This is a genomic window from Microbacterium sp. LjRoot45, assembly GCF_964253325.1.
In the GTDB taxonomy this organism is placed as follows: Bacteria; Actinomycetota; Actinomycetes; order Actinomycetales; family Microbacteriaceae; genus Microbacterium.
In genome coordinates this window covers 1,748,267-1,771,981 of record NZ_CAXUQM020000001.1, presented here as the reverse complement: position 1 = coordinate 1,771,981, position 23,715 = coordinate 1,748,267, and the positions used below count along the sequence as shown (strand labels likewise).

Genomic DNA, 23,715 nt, shown 5'->3' with positions numbered 1-23,715 from the left:
GGCTGGGTGATCGTGAATGACGCGCCGATCGGGATCTTCGATTCAGGGGTCGGCGGCCTCACCGTCGCGCGAGCGGTATCGCAGCTGTTGCCGCGCGAGTCGCTGCTGTACATCGGCGACACGGCCCACTCCCCGTATGGTCCGCAGCCGATCGCGGACGTGCGCCGGTACGCGCTCGAGGTGCTCGACACCCTGGTGGACCAGGGCGTGAAGATGCTCGTGATCGCGTGCAACACGGCATCCGCGGCCATGCTGCGCGATGCGCGGGAGCGCTACGACGTGCCGGTCGTCGAGGTGATCGGACCTGCTGTCCGCACCGCCATGTCTACGACCAGGAACGGCCGGGTGGGCGTCATCGGCACTGCCGGGACGATCGGATCGGGCGTGTACCAGGACATGCTGGGCGTCAACGAGCGCCTGAGCGTGTTCGCGCAGGCGTGCCCTCGGTTCGTCGAGTTCGTCGAGGCCGGGGTCACCGACAGTGCCGACGTGCTCGCCGTCGCCGAGGACTACCTGGCTCCGCTGCGGCACGCGGGAGTCGACACCCTGGTGCTCGGGTGCACGCACTATCCGTTCCTCGAAGGCGCGATCAGCTACGTCATGGGATCGGACGTGTCGCTCGTCTCCAGCGACACCGAGACCGCGAAGGACGTGTACCGGCAGCTGGTCTCCCGCGACCTCCTCGCGGGTCCGGATGCCGTGGCGACCCACGTCTACGAAGCCACCGGCGACTCCGCCGACGAATTCCTGAGCCTCGCCCACCGGCTGATGGGGCGCGGCGTGGCCAGCGTCCGCCTCGTGCAGACCGGAGCAATCGACCTTCCGAAGGGAACCCCATGACCGACATCGTCCGCGCCGACGGCCGCACCATCGATCAGCTTCGACAGGTGGTAATCGAGCGAGGGTGGAGCGCGCATGCAGAGGGCTCCGCGCTGATCTCGTTCGGGGGAACGAAGGTGCTGTGCACGGCGTCGTTCACCGGCGGCGTGCCGCGATGGCTCACCGGCAAGGGCAAGGGATGGGTCACGGCCGAGTACGCCATGCTTCCCCGCGCGACGAACTCGCGCAACGACCGCGAATCGATCAAGGGCAAGGTCGGCGGTCGTACCCATGAGATCTCGCGCCTGATCGGCAGGGCCCTGCGCGCCGTCGTCGATACGAAGGCCCTGGGCGAGAATACGATCGTCATCGACTGCGATGTGCTGCAGGCCGACGGAGGCACGCGCACGGCGGCGATCACGGGCGCCTACGTGGCGCTGGCCGATGCGATCGAGTGGGGCCGGCGGAAGGGCCTCGTCGCGAAGAAGGCCGAGGTGCTGCTCGATTCGGTGTCGGCGATCTCCGTCGGCATCATCGATGGCGAGCCGATGCTCGACCTCGCGTACGTCGAGGATGTCCGCGCCGAGACCGACATGAACGTCGTCGTCACCGGTCGTGGCCTCTTCGTGGAGGTTCAGGGAACCGCTGAAGGGGCGCCCTTCGACAAGGCCGAGCTCGACACGCTTCTCGAGCTCGGAGTCGCCGGGTGCGCGTCGCTCCGGGAGCAGCAGGCGGCCGCGCTGGCCGACGAGGCGGCGGAGGCCTGATGGCATCCCGCGTCGTCCTCGCGACCCACAACCCCCACAAGGTCGAGGAGTTCGGTCACATCGTCGCGGCGACCCGCCCCGATCTCGAGGTCGTGGGCTACGACGGTCCGGAGCCTGTCGAGGACGGCGTGACCTTCGCCGAGAACGCTCTGATCAAGGCGCGCGCCGCTGCGGCGCATACGGGGCTGCCGGCTCTGGCGGATGACTCGGGGATCTGCGTCGACGCCCTCGGTGGCGCGCCCGGTGCGTTCTCCGCGTATTGGGCGGGTCACCGCAAAGATGCCGCGGCGAATCTCGACCTGCTGCTCGATCAGCTGTCCGACATCGCCGACCCGCGGCGCACGGCGCACTTCACCTCTGTGATCGCGCTGGTCGTGCCGGGCGGGGGTGAGCACGTCGTCGAGGGCCTGTGGCCGGGGCGGCTCGCGACGCAGGCGAGGGGTGCCGGCGGATTCGGCTACGACCCGATCTTCATCCCCGATGGTCAGAGCGGCGCGGAGCGCACCGCGGGCGAACTGACGGCGGCGGAGAAGAACGCGCAGTCACACCGGGCGCGGGCCTTCCGCGCGCTGGCGCCGCTGCTGCGCGACCTATAACCGTTCTCATTCCCGACTGCGGCGGAAAGGGCATCCGGGCACCTCGCCGGTCGTAGCCTCGTCGTATGCACGATCACGCGCACGGCCCCGGCATCCGAGCGGCGAGCAACCGCCGTCTGCTCGCGATCTCGCTCGGCCTCACGGGCGTCGTCTTCGTCGTGCAGGTGGTCGGTGCCGTGCTGTCGGGGTCGCTGGCGCTCCTGGCTGACTCCGCCCACATGCTGACGGATGCCACGGGCCTCGTGATCGCTTTGGTCGCGAGCGTCGTGGCAGCTCGTCCGGCCAACGATCGCCGTACGTACGGCTACCAGCGAGCGGAGGTCTTCGGGGCGCTCGTGAACGGGATCGTGCTCGTCGTGCTCGCGACGGTGATCGCCGTCGAGGGTGTCCGGCGGCTGATCGCGCCCGAGGGAGGTGAGGTCGCGGGCGGAGTCATGCTGGTGGTCGCCATCGTCGGTCTCGTCGCGAACGCCGTGGCCCTGTGGCTCCTGTCGAGCGCGCAGAAGCGCAGCATCAATGTGCGCGGCGCCTACTTGGAAGTGCTCGGCGATCTGCTGGGGTCGGTCGCGGTCATCGTCGCGGCCATCGTCATTGTGACGACCGGATGGGTGACAGCGGATGCGATCGCCTCTCTCCTCATCGCGGCGATGATCGTGCCGCGCGCCGTCTCGCTCCTCAGAGAGGTGGTGTCGGTGCTGGCGGAGTCGGCGCCCGCGGGCACCCAGGTAGCCGAGATCCGCACGCATCTGCTGAGCAAGCCGGGTGTGGTGGAGGTGCACGACGTCCACGTGTGGCAGTTGACGCGCGGCGCCCCCGTCTTCACGGCGCACGTGGTGGTCGATCCCGACGTCCTCGCCGACGGTCGTGCAGCGGCGCTGCTGTCGAGCCTCCAGTCGTGCCTGTCGGAGCACTTCGACGTGGAGCACTCTACGTTCCAGGTGGAACCCGCGGGGCACGTCGAGCACGAGGCGCACTGACGGCCGGGGGTACGAGCCTCAGCGCGCGACGTCGGCGGGGTCGATGTCGGGTCGGAGGCCTCGCCAGCGCGCGTGGCGGAGAGTGCCGGACGGGGTGAACTCGGCGAACTCCACCTCCGCGACCACGGTGGGACGCACCCATTCGGCGTCGGAGGCGTCGGCGGCCGGCACGCCGACGAACGGGTCCTCGTCGGTGCGCAGCGGGTCGAGCAGCCGCTCCAGCCGGTCGATCGTGGCGTCGCTGAAGCCGGAGCCCACCCGGCCGACGTACTGGAGGCCTTGGGAACTCGGGATGCCGAGGAGCAGCGACCCGATTCGCCCCGCACGCCCGCCCTTGCCGGGACGGATGCCGCCGATGATCACGTCCTGCGTGAGGGTGAGTTTGACCTTGAACCACTGCTCGCTGCGCGCTCCGGGTCGGTAGGGCGAGCGCGGGTCCTTCACCACGATGCCCTCGAGTGAGAGTTCGCGCGCGGTCGCGAGGGCTGCCTCGACGTCGGGCACGACGGGCGGCACGACGATCGTATCGACGGCGTCGGCGGCCGCGTCTTCGAGAAGCGCGCGGCGGTTGCGGAGCGGGAGGCGGGTGGCATCCATTCCGCCGTGTCCGAGGAGGTCGAAGAGGAAGTAGGCGATCGGCGTGCGCACCGTCTCCCGCTGGATCTCGGCGGCGTTGGTCAGGTGCATGCGGTTCTGCAGGCGGCTGAAGCTGGGTCTTCCTGCCGCGTCGAGCGCGACGATCTCCCCGTCGACGACGCACGGTTCGCTGCCGAGACCGGCGTCGCCCGCGGTGAGTTCTGGGTAGCGGTCGGTGATGTCGGTGCCGCTGCGCGCGTGCAGTCGCAGGCGGTGTCCGTCCCATGTGCCGAGGGCCCGGATACCGTCCCATTTGAACTCGGCCCAGGCGCTCTCACCGCCCCGAGCCCATCGGTCGGCCGCCTGCGTCGCCTGAGCGGGCGTCGCGAGCGTGGCCAGCATGGGGGAGACGGGCGACGCGGAGGTGGCGGGCCCCGTCTCGAGGGGACGGGCGACCGCACGCCGGGGACGCGGGGGAGAAGCGGGGGTGTGGGCGGTGTCCGTCTTCATGCGGTGGAGCAGCCACTGCGACTTCTCCCCATCGCCGGAGGTGCGGATGAGCGCGAGCCTCACCCGGCCGAGCGGCCCGTCGGCTGCGCCCGAGAGGGTGAAGATCACTTCGTCGTCGCGCCACTTCTCGAGGTCGTAGGTGCCGGTGTCCCACACCGTCATCGTGCCCGCGCCGTACTCTCCGCGGGGGATCTCGCCGTGGAAGGCGAGGTACTCCAGGGGGTGGGGCTCGGTCATCACCGCCAGGTGGTTGGTGGCGGGGGTCGCCGGCACACCCCGGGGCACCGCCCAGCTGACGAGCACGCCGTCGCGTTCGAGCCGGAGGTCGTAGTGGAGCCGGGACGCGTGATGCTCTTGGATCACGAAGCGCGGCGCGTCGCTGACGGCATCCCGTTCGGCCCCGGGCGATGTCGGCGTCGACGCGGGGAGGTCGGTGGGCATCGGCTCGGGAGTGCGATCGGCGGACCGCTTCGCGAGGTAGGGCGCGAGCGCTGCAGCGGCGACCGAGGGTGTCTTCCCGGCCGGTGCTGCGACGTTCAGGGGCTGCAGTGGGTCGTCGGCACCGTGCAGCACCGCATCGGCCCGGGCGAGCACCGCGTCGAAGAGGAGGTGACGAAGCTCCGGGTCGTCGAGTTCCTCCCACGACCGGGGCGCCGCGACCGTCGGCTCCTCGCGTCCGCGCAGCGAGTAGGGCGCGATGGTCGTCTTCGACCCGTTGTTCTGGCTCCAGTCCAGGAACACCTTCCCCGGCCGCGCGCTCTTGCTCATCTGGCTGACAACGAGGTCGGGATGATCGGCTTCGAGTGCGCGGGCGAGCTCCTTCGCGAAGGCGGAGATCTCGTCGCTGGTGCGATCGCCCTCCAGTGCCGCATAGAGGTGGATGCCCTTGCTGCCGCTCGTGACGGGAACGGGATCGAGGCCGAGGTCTCTGAGGATCGTGCGGCACCAGCGTGCGACCTCGGCGCATTCGGCCAGCCCCACCCCGGGGCCGGGATCGAGATCGAGCACGAGGCGATCCGGTGCCTGTCGCTCTCCGTTCTTCCCGAACCGCCACTGCGGCGTGTGCAGCTCGAGGCTCGCGACCTGCGCCAGGTAGACGAGGGCGGCAGTCTCGGTGACGAGGGGATAGTCCTTCGCCCCCGAGGAGTGTTCGATGGGCAGCCGCGGAAGCCACGACGGCGCACCCTGCTCGAGCGCCTTGGCGAAGAACGGCGGCTGGTCCACGCCCTCCGGCCAACGTTTCCGGGTGACCGGCCGGCCCGCGAGAACCGGCAGGAGGAGCGGAGCTATGCGGGCGTAATAGTCGATCACCTCGCCCTTGGTTGTCCCGGTGGCCGGGTACAGCACCTTGTCGAGATTGCTGACGCGCAGGCGCCTTCCGCCGATCTCGACCGTCTGCGCTCCGGATGCCATGGCGCAAGGCTAATCGGCAACCCCTGGCATGCGGGGCGGGAGGCGGTGTGTACTGGGGGAATGAGATCCATCTGGAAGGGTGCCCTGACCTTCGGCCTTGTGAACGTGCCCGTGAAGGTGTATTCGGCGACGGAGGATCACGACGTGCCGTTGCACCAGGTGCATGCGGCAGACGGTGGACGCATCCGCTACCAGCGGATCTGCGAGATCGACGGCGAAGTGGTGCCGTTCGCCGACATCGACAAGGCCTACGACGACGGGGAGCGGACCGTCGTGCTCACGAAGGACGACATCGCATCGCTTCCCGCCGAACGGAGCCGCGAGATCGACGTCGTCGAGTTCGTGCCCTCGGAGCAGATCGATCTGCTCACACTCGACCGGGCCTACTACCTCGAGCCGGACTCGAAGTCGCCCAAGGCCTACGTGCTGCTCCGCAAGACGCTGGAGCAGACCGACCGCACCGCGATCGTGCGCTTCTCGCTGCGTCAGAAGACGCGGCTGGCGGCGCTCCGAGTGCGAGGTGACGTGCTGGTGCTGCAGACGCTCCTGTGGGCCGACGAGGTGCGCGAAGCAGCGTTCTCGGGGCTGGATGAGCCGGTCAAGATCTCCGCCAAGGAGTTGGAGCTGTCGGCATCCCTCGTCGAGAGCTTCTCGAACGACTTCGACCCGACCGCCTTCACCGACGAGTACCAGGAGGAACTGCGCACGCTCATCGACGCGAAACTCGAGAAGGGCGATGCGCTCGACACGTCGGAGACCTTCGGGCGGACCGAGGATGCCGAGAGCGGCGGCGAAGTCATCGACCTCATGGCCGCGCTGCGCGCGAGCGTCGAACGCAGTCGTGCGGCCCGCGGAGCGTCGGACGACGCGAAGGAGCCGAGCGAGTCCGCGCCGGAGAAGAAGAAGCCCGCGAAGAAGGCGTCGAAAGCGTCCTGAGCGACTGCCGCTCGGGCTGCCGCCGGGGTGGCCTCAGTCTCGCGGACGGTCCTCACCGTCGTGACCGCCGAGGTCGGGCTCGCGATCGAACACCTCGGGGTCGAGGACGAGTTCCTGAGCCTCGGCCGCGTCGACCACGACGTCGCCGCCGGCAGCCGCTTCCTTGCGCACCTTGCGGCGCTCGCTGAAGTAGTGCCAGAGCGTGACGAGCGCGGTGCCGCCGACGGCCACGAGGAGGATGATGTCGATGTACTCGGTGACGATGTGGGCGACCCACGGGATGTACCCGACGAGGAAGCCGACCATCGTGAGCCCGAAGCCCCAGATCATCGCGCCGATGAAGTTGTAGAGGCTGTAGCGCCGCCACGGCATGTGACCGACGCCCGCGGCGACGGGAGCGAACGTGCGGACGATGGGCACGAATCGCGCGAGGATGATCGTGAGGCCGCCGTAGCGCTCGAAGAACGCGTTGGTGCGTTCGACGTTCTTGCGGCTGAAGAGGCCCGATTCCTTCCGCTCGAAGATCGCCGGTCCGCCCTTGTGGCCGATGAGATAGCCCACTTCACCGCCGACGAAGGCGGCGAGGGCGATCAGCAGCGAGACGACCCAGATGTTGACGCCGAAGATCTCGTTCGTGTGCGTGAGCAGGCCCGAGATGATGAGCAGAGTGTCGCCCGGCAGGAGGAAGCCGACCAGCAGGCCCGTCTCGGCGAAGACGATGAAGCACACCACGAGCAGTGCCCACGGGCCGGCGGCCTCGATGATGGCGGTCGGGTCGAGCCAGGGGATGAGAGCGATGGAGTGCACGAGAGTCCCGTCGGTCGGTCGTCGGTCGGCGGATAGGTGTCCGGGGTGCCGTGAGGGAACTCTCGACGCCGTCGGCCGTGCGGAAGGTGGGACTTGAACCCACACGCCTTTCGGCACAGGAACCTAAATCCTGCGTGTCTGCCAGTTTCACCACTCCCGCGGGCCGCTTCAGTCTACCGACGGGAACCTCCGAATCCGCGCCGAGTCGAGGTGTGAAGCTCAGTGCAGAGTCGACGCCGCGGGCGCGCCGGGAGCGTCGACGCGGGCGCGGCGAGGGGAGCCGCCGACGACCCAGTACGCGACGCCCACGAACAGGCCGCCGCCGACGAGGTTGCCGAGTCCCACCCACAGCACGTTCGTCGCGAACAGCGCGACTGTGGCATCCGCGTAACCGCCGAAGAGCCCGATGCCGTAGGTCGTCATGTTGGCGACGACGTGCTCGAAGCCGGAGCTGATGAAGGCGAGGATCGCGGCGAAGATGAGCACGATCTTCGCGATCTCGGTGGTGACGCGCGACGCCATCCAGATGGCGAGGCAGACGAGCAGGTTGCACAGGATGCCGCGGACGAAAAGCTCCGCCGGGCCCTCGTGGGCTTTGGCGGTGAGCATGTCCTGCAGCATGGCTCCGGCGGGCGCGTTGCTGTGGAGCACGCCGGACACGACGATGAGGGCCGCGAACAGCAGGGCTCCGACGAGGTTCGCCGCGACGGTGGCCAGGAGCGTACCGAGCGCGGGCCAGGGGCGGATGGCGCGCATGAGGGCTCCCTGGGGGAGCACCATCATCGCGGACGTGGCGAGGTCGCCGCCGGCGAAGACGACGAGCGTGAGCGCGACGCCGAAGACGACCCCGCTCACGAGCTTGCCGAGGCCGGTTCCCGCTTCGATGAGCGGCCCGGCGGTCGCCACCATGAGCACGACGCCGATGCCGATGTAGGCACCGGCGAGCATGCCGGACACGAGGAACCGTCCGGGGGAACCGACCGCCTCGACCTTGTGGACGGCGGCATCCGCCTGCACGTCGAGCGCTTCGGGGATGCTGAGCATCGCACCCGCTCCTTCCGCGGATCCGCGTCCGCCGAGGCGAATCTACCGGGCGCGCACGACGCCCTGCCGACGTCCGGGCAGGGAAAATGGGTCCGGCCACTGTTCGGAACGCGTTCATGCACATGTACGTAGAGCGGAGCATGAATGCGTTGTGGACAAGTCGCACGTCAATGCGTCCACGGCGGCGAGGATGCCAGGCATGCCCTCTGCCCTCGACGCTGCCGATGCCGTGACACGCGAGGTCGCGGCCCGGGTTCAGGACCGGCTCCGGGCCGAGCAGATCGATCCCTCGCGTGATCCGGCACGTGCGACGCAGCTCGTCACCGCGGAGGTCCGCCGACACAACGACTTCGCCCCGGCGCGCGGAGATGCGCTCATCCTGGACGAGGACGTCGTCGCCCGCGAGGTGCTCGCGGTGATCGCCGGTCTCGGCCCTCTCCAACACCTTCTGGAAGATCCGTCGGTCGAGGAGATCTGGATCAACGCCCCCGACCGCGTGTTCTGCGCGCGCGACGGGCGCAGCGAGCGAGTGCCGGTCACCCTCACCACCGAAGCAGTCCGCGACCTCGTCGAGCGGATGCTGCACACCACCGGTCGTCGCGTCGATCTCAGCCATCCGTTCGTCGACGCATCGCTCCCCGACGGCTCGCGCCTGCACGTCGTGATCCCCGACATCACCCGGGCGCACTGGTCCGTCAATATCCGCAAGTTCGTGCCGCATCGCCGCACGCTCGCCGATCTCGTCGAGGCCGGATCCCTGCCCTCCGACGTGGCACACCTCCTCGTCTCCGCGATGGCGGCCGGTCGAAGCGTCCTCGTCTCCGGCGCCACCCATGCGGGCAAGACGACTCTGCTGTCGGCGCTGCTCGGAGCGTGTCCAGCTCATCAGCGGATCGTGACGGTCGAGGAGACCTTCGAACTCGCCGTCGGGGCGCTCGACACCGTTGCGCTGCAGGGGCGCCAGCCCAGCCTGGAGGGCACGGGGGAGGTGACGCTGCGACGCCTCGTCAAGGAGGCGTTGCGCATGCGGCCGGATCGGCTCGTGATCGGCGAGGTACGCGACGCGGAAGCACTCGATCTCCTCCTGGCGCTGAACACCGGTATTCCGGGTGCCGCGACGATCCACGCGAACTCTGCGGCGGAAGCGATCCGCAAACTCGCCGCCCTTCCGCTACTGGCGGGGCGGAACATCGACACCGGCTTCGTGCTGCCCGCCATCGCGGCATCCGTCGACCTCGTCGTCCACTGCCATCGGCTCGCGGACGGGCGGAGGGTCGTGGCCGAGGTCGCGGAGGTCACCGGTGAGGTGCAGACGGGGACCGTCTCGACGCGTCCGCTCTACGGAAGAGGACGCGGATGATCCCTCTCGCGGGGGCGATGCTCGCCGGCGGAATCCTGCTGTCGCTGGCTCCGTGGCTGTGGCCGGCGGGTGTGTCGCAGCGTGGCGGACGACGCGAAGGGCGGCTGCGCAAGCTCCTCGACGCGGCGGGATTCGCCCACGCCCCGACGGCCCGATTGCCGATTGTCGCGGGACTCAGTTCGCTCGCGTGCGGCGCGGTCGTCTGGCTCGCGACGGGCCTCGTCGTCGTCGCAGGGCTCGCCATGCTGGTCGGGGTCGCCGCTCCCTTCTCCTGGGTGCGCACGCGAGCGCGGCGGCTGCGTCGGGCGCGCAGACTGCTCTGGCCAGACGTGTGCGAACTCCTCGTGGCATCCGTCCGGGCGGGGATGTCGCTTCCTGAGGCCGTGTCGGCGCTCGCTGTCGCCGGACCGCCTCCGCTCCGGCCCGCATTCGCCCGCTTCGCCTCCGACATCTCCGCATCGGGACACTTCGACTCCGCCGCCCTGCGCCTGAAGTCGGCGCTGGGTGATCCGGTGGCCGACCGGATCGTGGAGACCTTGCGGATGGCGCGTCAGGTCGGCGGCACGGAACTCACACCCGTACTTCGGGCGTTGGCCGCATCAGTTCGGGCAGATTCCGCGGTGCGCGGTGAGGTGGAGGCGCGGCAGTCCTGGATCAGAGGGGCGGCCGTCCTGGGCGTCGTCGCGCCGTGGGTGGTGCTGGGCCTCTTGGCCACGAGACCGGAGGGGATGCAGGCCTATGCGTCCGCGGAAGGCATGGTCCTCGTCGTCTCGGGGGCAGCCGTGTCGGTGGTCGCGTATCGCCTGATGATGCGGTGGGGTCGTCTTCCCGAACCGCAGAGGTGGTTCGGGTGAGTGTGCTGTCCGATCTCGCCGTCGCGATCGTCGCGGGTGTCGCGTTGGCGGGCGGCGTGCTCCTCCTGACCTCTCGTCACGCGCGCTGGGCGGCGCCGGCCCTGGCGAACCGCATTGCCCCGTATGTCCGCGACGTCAGCGATCCTCGTGGACTCACCCCGCCCGCCCGCCTCCCCGGTCGTGGTCTGCGCGCGCTCGTCCTCCATCTGCTCGGCGCCCGGGCCAGCGGAGTAGAGCGCCGGCTGGCGCACGCGGGGCGGACGTACGGTGCCGTCACTCACCGGGCGCACGCTCTCGGGTGGGCGGTCGGTGGGCTCGTGGGAGGGGCCCTCGCCGCGCTCGTGCTGGCAGTGCTTTCCGGCGTGACCGCGGCCACTGCCCTCCTCCCGCTCGCGTGTGCGGTCTGCGCCGTCGTGGCGCACGACGCTCATCTGACGCGCGCCGTCCGGCGCCGTCGGCGGCGCATCGAGGAGGAGCTTCCCACCGTGCTGGAGTTCCTCGCTCTCTGCCTGGCGGCAGGCGAGGGCCTGCGCGACGCGCTACGACGGGTGGGCGATGTCGGCACGGGTGAGTTGACCGCCGAGCTGCGCCGCGCCGTGCTCGAGAGCGGCACAGGGTCGAGCCTCGCGGAGGCGCTCCAGTCGGTGAGTGCCCGCCTCGACTCGCCTGCGCTCGCGCGCTCGATCGATCATGTCGTCGCCGCGATCGACCGGGGTGCGCCGCTCGCTCAGGTATTGCAGGAGCAAGCGGGCGACGCCCGCGACGAGGCCAAGCGGGCACTGATCGAACTCGCCGGACGCAAGGAGATCGTGATGCTCCTCCCGCTCGTCTTCCTGCTGCTTCCGCTCTCCGTCCTGTTCGCCGTGTTCCCCGGGGTTGTCATGCTCCGACTCGGCACGCCCTGATCCATCCCATCGAAAGGAAAGAGAATGACGTCCCATCTGACGCCCCGAGCGCGCACAGGCCGAACCCTGATCCGCGATGAGCGAGGCGATGTGCCCGGTTGGGTGCTGGTGACCCTCATGACGGCGGGACTCGTCGTGGCGATCTGGGCGCTCGCGGGTCCCGCGCTGGCGCAGCTCTTCGAGCAGGCCATCGGGCGCGTCTCGGGCTTCTGACGGTGCGTGGTCTGCTGCGCGAGGATCGCGGATCGAGCGCTGTCGAGTTCCTCCTCGTGGGACTTCTGCTCACCGCGCTGACCCTGGGAGTGCTGCAGTTCGCTCTCACCGTGTACCTCCGAAATGTCGTTCACGACGCCGCGGTGGAGGGTGCGTTCCACGCGGCTCTGGCCGATGTGGACGTCCGCGAAGGCGCCACACGTGCCGTCGCCGTCGTGGAACGTGCGATCGGAGACGGGTACGGCGTCGCGGCATCCGCTGCGCTGGTCGGAGCCGAGGGGCGCGAAGAAGTCGAAGTGTCGGTGACGGCGACCCTCCCTCTCGTCGGCATCTTCGGCGTCCCTGCCGGATGGGAGGTGACCGCCCGTGCGCCGCGCGAAAGCCTGGCGGGATGACGGGGGAGCGGCAGCGGTGGAGTTCCTCCTCGTCGGCTTGATCCTCTTGGTGCCGATCGTCTATCTCGTGATCGCACTCGGGCAGATCCAATCCGGGTCGTTCGCTGCCGAGACGGCGTCACGCCAGATCGCGCGCGGGGTGGCCGCGGCCCAGGACGCGGAGCAGGCCCGCGAGCGCGCCGAGCAGACGGCGCGGACGGTCGCCGCCGAATACGGCATCGACCGACAGGAGCTGGAGGTCGACATCGCTTGTCGACCGACGACGGCGCGATGCCCGTCCGCGGGCGCGACCCTCGTCGTCACGGTCAGGGTGCGCGTTGCCCTCCCGCTCGTGCCCGACGTGTTCGGAGCGCGGGAACAGGCCAGGGTCGCTGTGGAGGCGACGAGCGTTCAGAAGATGTTGAGGCTGTGGAGCGCGGGGTGAAGACTGCGCGGCGCGTCGTGAGCGGCGAAGACGGCACGGCGCTCCTGCTCACGCTCGGCTACGCAGTGCTGGCGCTGGTGCTCGTCCTGATCTGCGCGGATGCCACGAGTCTCTATCTCGCGCAGAAGCGTGCGGATGCCGCCGCCGACGCCGCGGCGCTCGCGGGCGCCGACGGATTCGCCCTCACGGTGGTGGGCGGCGAGCCGGTCGCGCGGCTGACCGATGCGAACGTTCACGAACAAGCGGCGGCGCTCGTCGGAGAGCTGCCGGGGGTGACGCTCGTCGATGCGGGAACCCCCGACGGGGTGTCGGCGCGCGTCACGGTGCGACTGCAGTGGCGACCGCCCGTCGTCACGCTGTTCGTCCCCGACGGGCTGCCGGTCGAGGCGACGGCGACGTCGCGCACGGCGCTCGGATGACGGCCGGCTCCCGGAGATCAGCTAGCTCCGCGGCACGAACCTCGGCACCCAGCGCGCGAACGCGGCGGCGCCGAGCAGTCCGACGGCGCCCATGAGCCCCGTGGCGATCGAGAGGGAGAACACCGCGGCGACCGCCGACACGAGGAGCGGGGCCAGGGCACCTCCCGCATCCGTGAGCGTGCGCCACGACCCGAGGAATGCGGCCGGATCCGATTGCGGGGCGGCATCGGCGCCGAGCGTGAGCAGGATGCCGCTCGACAGCCCGTTCCCGACCCCGAGCACGGCGGCGAAGAGAGCGAACCACATCGCCGCCTGGTCGCCGTCGTGGGTGAACGACAGCGCGATGAAACCGAGGCCCATCAGCAGCATTGCCGGCAGCGCCGCCCACAACCGGCCGAAGCGGTCCATCACCTGACCGCTCGCATAGAACAGGGCGAAGTCGATCGCCCCCGACACACCCACGACGAGCGCGATCGTCTGCGCGTCGAGCCCGATCGACACGCCCCACAGCGGCAGCACCACCTGACGGGCCGACCGCACCGCCGACAGCGACGCCGCGGCGACCCCGAGCCGAGACAGCACGCCCCGATGCCGCCACATCGTCCGGATCACGCCCGTCCCCGGCTCTCGCCGCGTGGGGATCGCGCCGGTCACGGGCTCTCCCGTGTCCTCGCGCTCCTCGACGTCGCGGTTGGCGCGCGCGGCCGACCGGCTCGCAGCGGCAGCCTCGACCTCCGGATCGGGTCCGAGGAGGACGAGCGCGATCGTCGCCACGAGGCATCCGCCGAAGAACCAGATCGTCGCGCGCAGGTCACCGAAGACGCCCAGCAGAGCGGCGGCCAGGAACGGACCGACGAACATGCCGAGGCGGAACGTGCCGCCCAGGAGCGACAGAGACCGCGCCCGGAACGTCAGCGGCACACGCGTCGTCATGAAGGAGTGACGCGCGAGGCCGAAAGCGGCCGCGCTCAGCCCGATGACGAAAACGGATGCCGCGAGCACCGCGAGATTGGGGGCGAACGCGAGGCCCGCGGCGCCGAGGAGCGCCACCGCGCCGCCGATCGCCATCGTCACGCGCTCACCGATGCGTGCGACCGCCCAGCCGGCGGGGAGGTTGCCGCACAGCTGACCGACGACGAGAGCGGATGCCACGAGGGCGGCGGTCGGCACGTCCGCGCCGAGAGCCGCCGCCAGCACCGGCAGTAGGGGGATCACGGCGCCCTCGCCGACCGCGAACAGCACGGTGGGTCCGTAGATCATCGGCGCGAGGCGCCACAGCATCCGTCCGATCGGGGCCTCTCCGGGATCGGGGGAGGCGTCGGGGGTCACCCTTCCACGTTAGTCTGGGGATGCCATGCTCGAACTCGATCTGTCCGCCGACATCCAGGCCCTCCGCTCCACCTTCGCCGACATCCAGGCGGTGGTCGACGTCGACGCGCTCCGCTCGGAGATCGAGCGACTCTCCGAAGAGGCCGGCGCCCCCGACCTCTGGGACGACCCCGAGAAGGCGCAGAAGGTCACCAGCGCCCTCAGCCACCGTCAGTCGGAGCTGAAGCGCATCAGCGACGTCGGTCAGCGACTCGACGACCTCGACGTGCTCATCGAACTCGCCAACGAGATGGAGGACGAGGACTCCGCCGCCGAGGCGCGTGCCGAACTCGCGAGCCTCCAGGAGACGATCGGCCAGCTCGAGGTGCAGACGCTCCTCGACGGCGAGTACGACGCGCGTGCCGCGGTCGTCACGATCCGCTCGGGCGCCGGCGGCGACGACGCCACCGACTTCGCCGACATGCTGCTGCGCATGTACCTGCGTTGGGCCGAGCGCCACAAGTACCCCGTCAAGGTCATGGACACCTCCTACGCCGAAGGCGCGGGCATCAAGTCGGCCACGTTCGAGATCGACGCCCCGTACGCGTACGGCACGCTCTCCGTGGAAGCCGGTACGCATCGCCTGGCCCGCATCAGCCCGTTCGGCTCCGCCGACAAGCGCCAGACGAGCTTCGCGGCCGTCGAGGTCATCCCCGTGATGGAGGAGGCCCAGGAGGTCGAAGTCCCCGAGGGCGACATCCGCGTCGACGTCTTCCGCAGCTCCGGTCCCGGCGGCCAGTCGGTCAACACCACCGACTCGGCCGTGCGCATCACCCACATCCCCACGGGGATCGTCGTCTCGATGCAGAACGAGAAGAGCCAGATCCAGAACCGCGCCGCCGCCATGCGCGTGCTCCAGACGCGCCTCATGCTGCTCCAGAAGGAAGAGGAAGCAGCGAAGAAGAAGGAACTCGCCGGCGTCATCACCGCGAGCTGGGGCGACCAGATGCGGTCGTACTTCCTCTACGGCCAGCAGCTCGTGAAGGACCTCCGCACCGGCTACGAAGTGGGAAACCCCGCGTCGGTGTTCGACGGTGATCTCGACGGTCTGATCGCGGCCGGCATCCGCTGGCGCAAGCGCAAAAGCGACGACTGACCCTCTTTCCTCGATGCGCTGAAGAATTTCTTCGACCGGCTGCATCCATCTCCGAGTATTCGCACGAATACATCCATGACGACGCGATCGGCGCGTCGCACGGAAGGAGAAGGACATGCGATCCAGGATTCTCGTCGGCCTCGCCGTCGCAGGGCTCGCGGCGGTGACCGTCGCTGCTCCCGCTACCGCAGCAACTTCGGACGACGCCACTCTGTCGGTGCTGCACGGCATCCCCGACACCCCCGTGGATGTCTACGTCAACGGTGACCTCACGCTCGATGACTTCCAGCCGGGCGACCTCGCCGGGCCGCTGGAATTGCCCGCGGGGGACTACGACGTGGCCCTCACCGCGACGGACGCCGCCGACGACTCCGACCCTGTGCTCGGACCAATCACCCTGACGCTCGAAGGCGGCATGTCCTACACGGCGGTCGCGCACCTCACCGAAGACGGCGAGCCCACGGCCAAGCTGTTCACGAACGACACCTCCGAGACCGCCGCCGGCGAAGGCCGCCTGACGGTCCGTCACGTGGCGGCCGCTCCCGCCGTGGACGTGCTCGCCGGTGACAGCCCCGTGATCGAGGGCCTGGTGAACCCTGACGAGGCGACGCTCGACCTGCCTGCCGGCACCGTGTCGGCGTCGGTCGCCCTGGCCGGGACCACCGACCCCGTGCTCGGACCCACAGACGTCGAGATCGCCGACGGCACCCTGACGATCGTCTACGCGTGGGGCAGCGCCGAAGACGGCAACCTCGCGATCGCCGCACAGACGATCGACGGTCTCCACTCCAACCCCGACGGGGTGAACACCGGTTCGGCCGGACTCGCCGCGGAGAACCGCGGAGACGTGTGGATGCCGGTCGTCCTCGGTGGTGCGGGCCTGCTGCTCGCCGCCCTCGTCATCGTCGCCGTGCGCCGCGCCGCGGTGAACCGCTCCCGATGAACCGCCGCGGCACGAGTGGGGCGATCGCCATCGGCGTCGTCGTGATCGTGTCGCTGCTCACCGCCTGCTCCCCCGCCGCCCCCACGGCGGGGGAGCAGGCGGTCGGGGGAGCGGGCGTCCCCCAGGCAGTGGCGACGGAGCGGCCGACACCCGCCGTCGACGTGCCGGTTGCGCAGGCGACGCTCGCACCCGTCGACGCGTCGGCCCGGCCGGTCGAGCTCCGTATCCCCGCTATCGATGCGGACCTCCGGGTGAAGCCGGTGGGAGTGCAGGACGACGGCTCCATGGAGATCCCCGAGAACCCGGCCGTCGCCGGCTGGTACCGCTACGGCCCGACCCCCGGCGCCGACGAGGGCTCCGCGGTGATCGCCGCCCACGTCGACTCGCGCGTGCTCGGCATCGGTCCGCTGGCACAGCTCCGCGACCTCGACGAGGGCGCGAAGGTGCAGGTGCGCGATGAGGACGGCGAGACGACCGACTTCACCGTCGTCTCCGTCCGCTACATCCCGCGCGCGGAACTGCCCGTCGAAGACCTCTTCTCGCGCTCCGGCGAGTCCTCCCTCGTGATCATCACGTGCGGCGGCTCGTTCGATGAGGCCACGAGGACGTACAGTGACAACGTGGTCGCGGTCGCCCGCCCCGAGGGGTGAGACCGATGACCCTCGTATACACAGAGCCCCGGGAGGAGAGCGTCATCGACGACGCAGAGGAGCAGCACCTCGGGTTCGTGTTCGCGACGGCGGACGAGCGGGTGCTGAAGCAGGTGTACGACCGGTGGTCGCGTCTCGTCTACACGATCGCGCTCCGTTCGCTGGGCGACGTCTCCGAAGCGGAGGACGTGACCCAATGGACGTTCGTGTCCGCGTGGCGCGCCCGCAGCACCTTCGACCCCGCCAAGGCGTCGCTCCCGACGTGGCTCGTCGCGATCGCCCGCCGGCGGATCGCCGACGCGCACCGTCGACGGGCCCGGGACCATCGTGTGCTCGACGCGCTCAAGGCGCATGCCGATCCCGAGATCGAGCCCGCCCCCGATCCCACGGATGCCATCATGGTGGCGCACGAGATCGAGCAACTCGAACCCGACGCCCAGGCGGTCGTGAGACTCGCCTTCTATGATGACCTCACCCACGCCCAGATCGCGGAGCGGCTGGACATGCCGCTGGGAACCGTGAAAAGCCACGTGAGAAGAAGCCTCCAAAGACTGCGGAAGAGATGGGAGGGCACCCATGTCGCATATTGACCCCGACGACCTGGCCATGGCCGCCCTCGGCGACCTCGCTCTGGATGCCGACGCCGCTGCACACCTGTCGCAGTGCGCGACGTGCGCCGACGAACTCGCCGCTCTCGAGCAGACCGTGACGGTCGCCCGCGGGGCGCACCGCGCCGGGCTGGCTACGCCCGCCGCCCACGTGTGGGATGCGGTGGCCCGTGAGATCGCCGCCGACCGGACCGATGCCGACCCGACCGACCCCCGCCTCGACCGCGACGAAGGGCGAGGCCGCGTGCACCGCGCACCACGGCGCGCGCGACTGTCCCGTCGCCTCGCGGTGCTCGCGGGAGGACTCGTGGCCACGGCGGCCGTGGTCGTGCTCGTTGTCACGCTCATCACTCCGCGACCGATCGATATCGCGACGGCGACCCTCGACGCGTTCCCCGATCATCCCGGGGCGCGCGGAAGTGCGACCCTCGAGCGCGAGTCCGACGGAGTGGAGCGCGTCATCGTCGACCTCGACGCGGACCTCGCCGACACCGGCCACCGCGAAGTGTGGCTGCTCACGCCCGACGGGTCCGATCTCGTGAGTCTCGGCATCCTCGATGGCACGACCGGGTCGTTCACCATCCCTGCCGATGTCGATACGGCGCGTTTCAGTGTCGTCGACATCTCGCAGGAGCCCGACGACGGCGACCACACCCACTCAGGCGATTCCATCGTGCGAGGGCAGCTCGAGAGTTCGTGAGCCGGCGTTCCGCGCGCGTGGGGGTGTCGTATCCGGCATCCTCACCCGCCGCGCTTAGGCTCGACGGGTCATGATCCGGTTCGAGCACGTCACCAAGAAGTACCGCGGGACGAACAAGCCGGCGCTGAACGACGTCGGTTTCGAGGTCCAGCGCGGCGAATTCGTCTTCCTCGTGGGCGCGTCCGGCTCGGGGAAGTCCTCGTGTCTCCGGCTCATCCTGCGGGAGGACAGTCCGAGCGACGGTCGCGTCGTCGTGCTCGGGCGCGACCTGCGCACCCTGTCCACGCGGAAGGTGCCGTACTTCCGTCGGCACGTCGGGTCGGTCTTCCAGGACTTCCGGCTCCTCCCCGGCAAGACCGTGTTCCAGAACGTCGCCTTCACGCTCCAGGTCATCGGATCGTCGCGCGCGTTCATCCAGCAGACCGTGCCCGAGGTTCTCGCGCTCGTCGGGCTCGAGGGCAAGGACAAGCGGCTGCCGCACGAGCTCTCCGGCGGTGAGCAGCAGCGCGTCGCGATCGCACGGGCGCTCGTGAACCGGCCGCAGATCCTGCTGGCCGACGAGCCGACGGGAAACCTCGACCCGGCGACCTCGGTCGACATCATGCAACTGCTCGCGCGGATCAACGCCGGTGGCACGACCGTCGTCATGGCTACCCACGAGGCAGGCTTCGTGAACGAGATGCAGCGCCGCGTCATCGAGCTTCGCGGCGGCGTGCTCGTGCGCGACGACCGCCACGGCGGGTACGGCGACACCTCGGCGATCCCCAGCCTCGCACCTCAGGAGGAGAGGGGCGCCGCCGCGACAGCCGCTCTCACCGCCGTCCTGCAGTTGCAGCGTGAGATCGCCGCGCAGCCCGCCCCGGCGCCGATGCCCGATCCGGTCGCCGAGCGACCGGCGGCTGCGGCGGAACTGACGACGCCGGCTGCGGCGGAACCCGACCCGTCCACGCGCCCCATTCAGATCGCCGCCCCCGAGGTCGACCTCTCCGAGCTCGGACTCGGGGGAGGACTCGGAGCGGCGGACCGACTCGGCCTCGCAGACGAGCCGGACGACGAAGTGGGGCCCACGACGTGAGAGTCGGACTGATCCTCGGCGAGGCGCTCACGGGGCTGCGACGCAACGCGTCCATGGTGATCTCGGTCATCCTCGTGACGTTCGTATCGTTGACCTTCGTCGGTGCGGCGATGCTCATGCAGATGCAGATCGTCAAGATGCAGGGCTACTGGGTCGAGCGTGCTCAGGTCGCCGTGTTCCTCTGCAGCTCGATCTCCTCGGGCCCGAACTGCACCGACGGCGTCGCGAGCGACGATCAGATCCTCGCTGTCAAGGAGAAACTCGACAGCCCGGCGCTGCAGACGGTCGTGCGCAGCTACGACTTCGAGTCGCGCGAACAGGCCTATCAGGCGGTGCTCGACCTCTACGGCGAGGATTACGCCGAGTTCGTCACGGAAGACCAGATGAACGAGGCGTTCCGCATCAACCTGGTCGACCCCACACGCGCCGATGTGATCGAGGAGGCGTTCCGCAGCATGGCGGGCGTCGATGCTGTCCAGAACCAGATGCAGTACCTCGATCCGCTGTTCTCCGCGCTCACCGTCGCCACCTACATCGCGATCGGCATCGCCGTCCTCATGCTGATCGCCGCCGTCCTCCTGATCGCCACCACGATCCGCCTTTCCGCGTACGCGCGACGCCGAGAGCTCGGCATCATGCGACTCGTCGGCGCCTCCAACCGCTTCATCCAGACGCCGTTCATCCTGGAGGGCATGTTCGCGGCGCTCATCGGGTCGGTGCTGGCGAGCCTGGCGATCGTCGCCGGCATCCATTTCGGGATCAACGGGTACCTCCGCGATCGCGTCGACTTCATCACGTCGTGGGTGGGGATGCGGGATGCCGCGGTCGTGATCCCTTCGCTCATCATCATCGGCCTCGTGCTCGCCGCCGCATCCGCCGGTTTCGCGATCCGCCGCTGGTTGCGCGCGTGAGATAGTCTGGACGGCTGCCGTCTTCCTCTCGAGGACACTGCACGGCATCCGATCACGAGGAGAACGTCATGCCCAGGGAACGCGGGGAGAAGGTCATCGCGACCAACCGTCGCGCGCGCCACGAGTACGCCATCGAGAAGACCTACGAGGCGGGGCTCGTGCTCACCGGCACCGAAGTGAAATCGCTGCGGCAGGGGCGGGCGAACCTCAGCGACGGCTACGCGTACATCGACGGGGGGCAGGCCTACCTGGATGCCGTGAACATCCCGGAGTACTCGCAGGGGCACTGGACGAATCACTCCGCCAAGCGCACGCGCAAGCTGCTGCTCCACAAGGACGAGATCGTCAAGCTCTCCCACGCGATCAGCGCGGGCGGCTACACCCTCGTCCCGCTGAAGCTCTACTTCAGCGACGGTCGCGCGAAGGTCGAGATCGCTGTCGCGAAGGGCAAGCGCGAGTTCGAGAAGCGGCAGACGATTCGCGAGCGTGAGGACAAGCGCGAGGCCGAGCGGGCCATGCGCACGAAGAACCGCCTCGGCGACTGACCGTCAACTCGCGCGGAAGCGCGCTTCGACGGCGGCGGACACGACGATATCGTCGGGCTGGAAGTCGACGGCGGGTCCGCCCGCGGCATCCATCGCCATCGCAGCCTTCGCGTACATGCGAGGGGCGGGAGAGGATTCGGCGCCGCCCGTGAGAAGGCCGAGGTCGGCGATCTCGAGGGGCGCGACCGTGCGCAGGCCCAGAGCCGCGGCGTACGCACCGGCGCGTTCGACCGCGACCGACACGGCTGCCGTCGCCACGTCGCGTTCCACCCGCGCCCGCGTCTCGGGGGACAGCAGCCACTCCACCGCGCCCACCTGCAGTCCGTCGCGGGCGGCGACGTCGTTGAGCCAGTCGGACAGCACCGTGAAGTCGGTGAACGTCGCCGTGATCTCGAGCGAAGCGTGGTGCACGAGGTCGAGCTGTTTCCCGTCGCTGTTCCACGGCCGATCCGACCACACCGAGACGCGTTGACTCGACCAGTCCGCGACTGTGCCGGCATCCTTGCCTCGAGCGAGGTCGTCGCGCACCGGCGTGGCCAGGGCGGAGATGCGTTCGACGACGGCACCCCGGTGCGGTCCGTCGGCGGCGGCGGAGACGTGGGCGACGGCCCGTTCGGGTGCGACGCGGCTCTCGTTCTCGCCGCGGACGGTGATGATCACTTCGCTCATGGCGCCGACTCTACGGGGGAATGGTGAGGGATGAGGGGATGTTGTAGGCTGTAATGCTCGGGTGCTCGCACCCGGGTGACAACTCCACAGGGTGACAGTGGTCTGCCTCACGGCGCTCCGGGGATGATCGGTTTCGACATCGCCTGCGTTGCTGCGGGAAGCGGGCCGAGGATGCAGGGTTATCTCGTAAACGATCTCTGCGAAACAATAACTGCCGAAAAGAAGCAGTCCGACTTCGCCCTCGCTGCCTGAGCAGCGAGCCCGAGTCCGTCAGTGCGTGACTGATCCCGTCACGTTCCCTGGCGTCATCTAAGGGATCTTGCTGCGCGACGGCGTCCGGACGTCGCGTGGGACTCTTCCCGGACTGGGCTCGTCAACTCGGGTGTCTGTGACCAAGGGTTGGGGCCGAGCAGAACGAACTTCACAGACTGCGCCCGGAGAAGACGCCGCTTTTCAGCGATGGACGGGGGTTCGATTCCCCCCATCTCCACGATTCACTGTCACCGCAAGAGGCCCGAGGCCGCGCCCACGCGCGGTGCTCGGGCCTCTGTCGTTGCGGCGTGCCCGCCGCCTCGTGCGGAGGTAGTTCATCGCTCGGCACCGGACGCGGATCGAGCCCTCGCGCAGAAGGAGGCGAGGGCTCGAGCGGGTCCGCGCGACTGGGGGGTGTCGCTGAGTGGGGGACTGGTACCCGTGAAAAGGAAGTTAGCCTAACTAGCGACTTTTCGCTAGAGCATGCGCTTACCGTGTCGAAATGAGTGACACGCCGAGGCGGCGGGGCCCGATGTGAGCAGTGTGCTCAGTGTGAGCTCCAGAGCCCCTCGATCGGCACATTACGACCCGCGATGCGAGAGGCCGCACGGTGGCCCGACATCATCGCCGCGGTCACCGTTGCCGGGTCGTCGGTCCATGTCGCCTCGCCGGCCAGATGCAGCACGCCGCCCACCGGCGTTGCGAGGGCATCGTGGTCGTCGGTGGTCGAACCGACGGTCATGTAGGCGTAGGAACCGTGACTGAACGGATCGTCCTGCCAGTCGGTGACGACGACGGCATCCGGTTCCACCGCACGTTCGCCGTACAGCCGACGCAGCTGCACCATCACTGCCGCCGCGACCTCCGCTTCGCTCCGGTCGCGGAACTCCCGCGCGGTCGGACCCGCCGCGAACGTGAGCAGGGTCGGGATGCCGTGGAGAGCCGTCAGGTCGTACCACGAGTGCCAGGCGCGGCTGTCGGCGCCCTGCTGGCGGATCGCGTACACGTCGTCGTCCCAGAACGTCTCGGGGAAGGAGAGGAAGACCTTCTCGAACGCGTTCATTCGCAGCCGCGAGAGGGGCTGGGCGACCTCGTCGGGCAGCGAGGGGACGATCTCCAGGGCGCCCGACTGCAGGACGCCCACGGGGACGGTGACCACGGCGGTGGCCGCCGAAAAGTCGGTGCCGCCGACGCGCACCGTGACGCCGTCCTCCGACCAGGCGATGCGCGTCACGACGCTGCGCAGCCGCACGTCGAGACCGTCCGCGAGGGCAGCGGGAAGGCGATCGTACCCGTCGGGGAAGACGACCTCGTCCCCGTCGATCTCGTCGTCGTCCAGTCCGTGGGCCGCGAGGTCCTCGATCCAGGCGCCGTACTGCTCCTCGCTGCGGTGCTCGAGGTACTCCCGCACGCGCTGGAGGCGTTCGGCATCCCACGGCTGCTGCGCGAGCGCGGTCTCCGTGACATCGCGGTACGAGGCATCGTCCGGCGATTCGGCGATCACCCGCGCGAGAGTCTCGTCGACGGCGTGGATGTCGGCGATGTGCTGCTGTGCGGCCGCGTCGGACAGCCGTCGCCCGTCGGGACCGTAGTAGGCGATGGGGCGGCTGTCGGGCTGGTACCCGCCGACCGTGAACTCCATCGTCCGCATGCCGAAGGCATCCGCTGCCGCCGCCACCGGGCTGTCCGTGATCCCGTGGATCCACGACGCACCGCGGTCGATGACCTGCGACCCCGTGCGGTCGCTCCACACGCGACCCCCGACGCGGTCCCGTGCCTCGAGGACGAGAACGTGTCGGCCCTCCGCGACGAGGAGCCTCGCCGCTGTCAGGCCGGCCACCCCCGCGCCCACGACGACCGTGTCGTAGCGCTCCATGATTCCC

26 protein-coding genes, 1 tRNA gene and 1 other RNA gene are annotated in these 23,715 nt (G+C 69.6%); 21 read left to right on the top strand and 7 right to left on the bottom strand.

The window, feature by feature from the left end; genetic code table 11:
- Positions 1-12 precede the first annotated feature (12 nt).
- The 4 genes from murI to ACSQ18_RS08420 all read left to right on the top strand — a co-directional run bounded on the left by murI (position 13) and on the right by ACSQ18_RS08420 (position 3,159).
- A complete protein-coding gene (gene murI / locus ACSQ18_RS08435) occupies positions 13-840 on the top strand; it encodes a glutamate racemase (protein WP_436036732.1) in 828 nt (275 codons plus the stop codon).
- Positions 837-1,586: a ribonuclease PH gene (gene rph, locus ACSQ18_RS08430; RefSeq protein WP_436036731.1), complete on the top strand. Its 750-nt coding sequence runs from the start codon at positions 837-839 to the stop codon at positions 1,584-1,586. Before murI ends, rph begins: the two co-directional genes overlap by 4 nt.
- On the top strand, positions 1,586-2,182 hold the full coding sequence (rdgB, locus tag ACSQ18_RS08425; protein ID WP_436036730.1) for an RdgB/HAM1 family non-canonical purine NTP pyrophosphatase: 597 nt from the start codon (positions 1,586-1,588) through the stop codon (positions 2,180-2,182). The genes rph and rdgB overlap by 1 nt, the downstream gene beginning before the upstream one ends.
- A gap of 65 nt (positions 2,183-2,247) precedes the next feature.
- Positions 2,248-3,159, top strand: a complete 912-nt coding sequence (locus ACSQ18_RS08420) for a cation diffusion facilitator family transporter (protein WP_436036729.1) — start codon at positions 2,248-2,250, stop codon at positions 3,157-3,159.
- 18 nt (positions 3,160-3,177) lie between these two features.
- Here the strand turns inward: ACSQ18_RS08420 and ACSQ18_RS08415 are convergent, their stop codons facing one another.
- Complete coding sequence (locus ACSQ18_RS08415; RefSeq protein ID WP_436036728.1) at positions 3,178-5,658, bottom strand: ATP-dependent DNA ligase; 2,481 nt, start codon at positions 5,656-5,658, stop codon at positions 3,178-3,180.
- A gap of 60 nt (positions 5,659-5,718) precedes the next feature.
- Here ACSQ18_RS08415 and ACSQ18_RS08410 point away from each other — a divergent pair, with 60 nt between their 5' ends.
- Positions 5,719-6,594 (top strand): Ku protein, encoded by an 876-nt coding sequence (locus ACSQ18_RS08410; RefSeq protein WP_436036727.1) that lies wholly within the window; start codon positions 5,719-5,721, stop codon positions 6,592-6,594.
- 33 nt (positions 6,595-6,627) lie between these two features.
- Here the strand turns inward: ACSQ18_RS08410 and ACSQ18_RS08405 are convergent, their stop codons facing one another.
- From ACSQ18_RS08405 to ACSQ18_RS08395, 3 genes are all read right to left on the bottom strand, one after another.
- A complete protein-coding gene (locus tag ACSQ18_RS08405; RefSeq protein WP_436036726.1) occupies positions 6,628-7,401 on the bottom strand; it encodes a DedA family protein in 774 nt (257 codons plus the stop codon).
- A 78-nt stretch (positions 7,402-7,479) separates the two neighbouring features.
- A tRNA-Leu gene (locus ACSQ18_RS08400) sits at positions 7,480-7,561 on the bottom strand.
- Positions 7,562-7,620: 59 nt separating this feature from the next.
- Complete coding sequence (locus ACSQ18_RS08395) at positions 7,621-8,445, bottom strand: formate/nitrite transporter family protein (RefSeq protein ID WP_436036725.1); 825 nt, start codon at positions 8,443-8,445, stop codon at positions 7,621-7,623.
- A gap of 199 nt (positions 8,446-8,644) precedes the next feature.
- Here ACSQ18_RS08395 and ACSQ18_RS08390 point away from each other — a divergent pair, with 199 nt between their 5' ends.
- From ACSQ18_RS08390 to ACSQ18_RS08360, 7 genes are read left to right on the top strand one after another with little or no spacing between them, the layout of a single operon-like run.
- Positions 8,645-9,805 carry a CpaF family protein gene (locus ACSQ18_RS08390; RefSeq protein ID WP_436036724.1) on the top strand — a complete coding sequence of 387 codons (1,161 nt, stop codon included), beginning with the start codon at positions 8,645-8,647 and terminating at the stop codon, positions 9,803-9,805.
- Entirely contained in the window at positions 9,802-10,659 is an 858-nt protein-coding gene (locus ACSQ18_RS08385) for a type II secretion system F family protein (protein WP_436036723.1), read from the top strand. The genes ACSQ18_RS08390 and ACSQ18_RS08385 overlap by 4 nt, the downstream gene beginning before the upstream one ends.
- On the top strand, positions 10,656-11,564 hold the full coding sequence (locus ACSQ18_RS08380; RefSeq protein WP_436036722.1) for a type II secretion system F family protein: 909 nt from the start codon (positions 10,656-10,658) through the stop codon (positions 11,562-11,564). Before ACSQ18_RS08385 ends, ACSQ18_RS08380 begins: the two co-directional genes overlap by 4 nt.
- 24 nt (positions 11,565-11,588) lie before the next feature.
- On the top strand, positions 11,589-11,777 hold the full coding sequence (locus tag ACSQ18_RS08375; RefSeq protein WP_436036721.1) for a hypothetical protein: 189 nt from the start codon (positions 11,589-11,591) through the stop codon (positions 11,775-11,777).
- A gap of 2 nt (positions 11,778-11,779) precedes the next feature.
- Complete coding sequence (locus ACSQ18_RS08370) at positions 11,780-12,172, top strand: TadE/TadG family type IV pilus assembly protein (protein WP_436036720.1); 393 nt, start codon at positions 11,780-11,782, stop codon at positions 12,170-12,172.
- Positions 12,144-12,596 carry a TadE/TadG family type IV pilus assembly protein gene (locus ACSQ18_RS08365; RefSeq protein ID WP_436036719.1) on the top strand — a complete coding sequence of 151 codons (453 nt, stop codon included), beginning with the start codon at positions 12,144-12,146 and terminating at the stop codon, positions 12,594-12,596. The genes ACSQ18_RS08370 and ACSQ18_RS08365 overlap by 29 nt, the downstream gene beginning before the upstream one ends.
- Complete coding sequence (locus tag ACSQ18_RS08360) at positions 12,593-13,015, top strand: pilus assembly protein TadG-related protein (protein WP_436036718.1); 423 nt, start codon at positions 12,593-12,595, stop codon at positions 13,013-13,015. The genes ACSQ18_RS08365 and ACSQ18_RS08360 overlap by 4 nt, the downstream gene beginning before the upstream one ends.
- Before the next feature lie 21 nt (positions 13,016-13,036).
- Here ACSQ18_RS08360 and ACSQ18_RS08355 read toward each other — a convergent pair whose 3' ends face one another.
- Positions 13,037-14,296 (bottom strand): MFS transporter, encoded by a 1,260-nt coding sequence (locus tag ACSQ18_RS08355; protein ID WP_436038408.1) that lies wholly within the window; start codon positions 14,294-14,296, stop codon positions 13,037-13,039.
- Between the two features lie 73 nt (positions 14,297-14,369).
- Here ACSQ18_RS08355 and prfB point away from each other — a divergent pair, with 73 nt between their 5' ends.
- From prfB to smpB, 8 genes are all read left to right on the top strand, one after another.
- Entirely contained in the window at positions 14,370-15,479 is a 1,110-nt protein-coding gene (gene prfB, locus ACSQ18_RS08350; protein WP_144808082.1) for a peptide chain release factor 2, read from the top strand.
- Between the two features lie 115 nt (positions 15,480-15,594).
- Complete coding sequence (locus ACSQ18_RS08345; protein WP_436036717.1) at positions 15,595-16,422, top strand: DUF4397 domain-containing protein; 828 nt, start codon at positions 15,595-15,597, stop codon at positions 16,420-16,422.
- Positions 16,419-17,072: a class F sortase gene (locus ACSQ18_RS08340; protein WP_436036716.1), complete on the top strand. Its 654-nt coding sequence runs from the start codon at positions 16,419-16,421 to the stop codon at positions 17,070-17,072. Before ACSQ18_RS08345 ends, ACSQ18_RS08340 begins: the two co-directional genes overlap by 4 nt.
- Before the next feature lie 5 nt (positions 17,073-17,077).
- Positions 17,078-17,662: an RNA polymerase sigma factor gene (locus ACSQ18_RS08335; RefSeq protein ID WP_436036715.1), complete on the top strand. Its 585-nt coding sequence runs from the start codon at positions 17,078-17,080 to the stop codon at positions 17,660-17,662.
- The gene (locus ACSQ18_RS08330) at positions 17,649-18,380 is read left to right on the top strand and encodes an anti-sigma factor domain-containing protein (RefSeq protein ID WP_436036714.1); all 732 of its coding nucleotides are present in this window, start codon (positions 17,649-17,651) and stop codon (positions 18,378-18,380) included. The genes ACSQ18_RS08335 and ACSQ18_RS08330 overlap by 14 nt, the downstream gene beginning before the upstream one ends.
- A 70-nt stretch (positions 18,381-18,450) precedes the next feature.
- Entirely contained in the window at positions 18,451-19,455 is a 1,005-nt protein-coding gene (gene ftsE, locus ACSQ18_RS08325) for a cell division ATP-binding protein FtsE (RefSeq protein ID WP_436036713.1), read from the top strand.
- Positions 19,452-20,366 carry a permease-like cell division protein FtsX gene (gene ftsX, locus ACSQ18_RS08320; RefSeq protein ID WP_436036711.1) on the top strand — a complete coding sequence of 305 codons (915 nt, stop codon included), beginning with the start codon at positions 19,452-19,454 and terminating at the stop codon, positions 20,364-20,366. The genes ftsE and ftsX overlap by 4 nt, the downstream gene beginning before the upstream one ends.
- A gap of 68 nt (positions 20,367-20,434) precedes the next feature.
- Positions 20,435-20,911, top strand: coding sequence for an SsrA-binding protein SmpB (gene smpB / locus ACSQ18_RS08315; protein WP_301040243.1), 477 nt, complete (start codon positions 20,435-20,437; stop codon positions 20,909-20,911).
- 3 nt (positions 20,912-20,914) lie between these two features.
- On the opposite strand, the gene ACSQ18_RS08310 is transcribed toward smpB, so the two are convergent.
- Positions 20,915-21,580 (bottom strand): SIMPL domain-containing protein, encoded by a 666-nt coding sequence (locus ACSQ18_RS08310; protein WP_436036710.1) that lies wholly within the window; start codon positions 21,578-21,580, stop codon positions 20,915-20,917.
- A 119-nt stretch (positions 21,581-21,699) separates the two neighbouring features.
- Here ACSQ18_RS08310 and ssrA point away from each other — a divergent pair.
- Positions 21,700-22,073: a transfer-messenger RNA gene (gene ssrA / locus ACSQ18_RS08305) on the top strand.
- Positions 22,074-22,379: 306 nt separating this feature from the next.
- On the opposite strand, the gene ACSQ18_RS08300 is transcribed toward ssrA, so the two are convergent.
- Positions 22,380-23,708, bottom strand: a complete 1,329-nt coding sequence (locus tag ACSQ18_RS08300; protein ID WP_436036709.1) for a flavin monoamine oxidase family protein — start codon at positions 23,706-23,708, stop codon at positions 22,380-22,382.
- Positions 23,709-23,715: the final 7 nt, after the last annotated feature.

What these genes read in the sequence shown, in the direction of transcription:
- ACSQ18_RS08335 (WP_436036715.1), top strand. Translation starts at nt 17,078, where the DNA reads ATGACCCTCGTATACACAGAGCCCCGGGAGGAGAGCGTCATCGACGAC.
- ACSQ18_RS08330 (WP_436036714.1), top strand. Translation starts at nt 17,649, where the DNA reads ATGTCGCATATTGACCCCGACGACCTGGCCATGGCCGCCCTCGGCGAC.
- ACSQ18_RS08310 (WP_436036710.1), bottom strand. Translation starts at nt 21,580, where the DNA reads ATGAGCGAAGTGATCATCACCGTCCGCGGCGAGAACGAGAGCCGCGTC.
- ACSQ18_RS08300 (WP_436036709.1), bottom strand. Translation starts at nt 23,708, where the DNA reads ATGGAGCGCTACGACACGGTCGTCGTGGGCGCGGGGGTGGCCGGCCTG.
- rph (WP_436036731.1), top strand. Translation starts at nt 837, where the DNA reads ATGACCGACATCGTCCGCGCCGACGGCCGCACCATCGATCAGCTTCGA.
- ACSQ18_RS08355 (WP_436038408.1), bottom strand. Translation starts at nt 14,296, where the DNA reads ATGCTGTGGCGCCTCGCGCCGATGATCTACGGACCCACCGTGCTGTTC.
- ACSQ18_RS08415 (WP_436036728.1), bottom strand. Translation starts at nt 5,658, where the DNA reads ATGGCATCCGGAGCGCAGACGGTCGAGATCGGCGGAAGGCGCCTGCGC.
- prfB (WP_144808082.1), top strand. Translation starts at nt 14,370, where the DNA reads ATGCTCGAACTCGATCTGTCCGCCGACATCCAGGCCCTCCGCTCCACC.
- smpB (WP_301040243.1), top strand. Translation starts at nt 20,435, where the DNA reads ATGCCCAGGGAACGCGGGGAGAAGGTCATCGCGACCAACCGTCGCGCG.
- ACSQ18_RS08375 (WP_436036721.1), top strand. Translation starts at nt 11,589, where the DNA reads ATGACGTCCCATCTGACGCCCCGAGCGCGCACAGGCCGAACCCTGATC.
- ftsE (WP_436036713.1), top strand. Translation starts at nt 18,451, where the DNA reads ATGATCCGGTTCGAGCACGTCACCAAGAAGTACCGCGGGACGAACAAG.
- ACSQ18_RS08395 (WP_436036725.1), bottom strand. Translation starts at nt 8,445, where the DNA reads ATGCTCAGCATCCCCGAAGCGCTCGACGTGCAGGCGGATGCCGCCGTC.
- ACSQ18_RS08420 (WP_436036729.1), top strand. Translation starts at nt 2,248, where the DNA reads ATGCACGATCACGCGCACGGCCCCGGCATCCGAGCGGCGAGCAACCGC.
- ACSQ18_RS08390 (WP_436036724.1), top strand. Translation starts at nt 8,645, where the DNA reads ATGCCCTCTGCCCTCGACGCTGCCGATGCCGTGACACGCGAGGTCGCG.
- ACSQ18_RS08340 (WP_436036716.1), top strand. Translation starts at nt 16,419, where the DNA reads ATGAACCGCCGCGGCACGAGTGGGGCGATCGCCATCGGCGTCGTCGTG.
- ACSQ18_RS08410 (WP_436036727.1), top strand. Translation starts at nt 5,719, where the DNA reads ATGAGATCCATCTGGAAGGGTGCCCTGACCTTCGGCCTTGTGAACGTG.
- ACSQ18_RS08345 (WP_436036717.1), top strand. Translation starts at nt 15,595, where the DNA reads ATGCGATCCAGGATTCTCGTCGGCCTCGCCGTCGCAGGGCTCGCGGCG.
- ACSQ18_RS08385 (WP_436036723.1), top strand. Translation starts at nt 9,802, where the DNA reads ATGATCCCTCTCGCGGGGGCGATGCTCGCCGGCGGAATCCTGCTGTCG.
- rdgB (WP_436036730.1), top strand. Translation starts at nt 1,586, where the DNA reads ATGGCATCCCGCGTCGTCCTCGCGACCCACAACCCCCACAAGGTCGAG.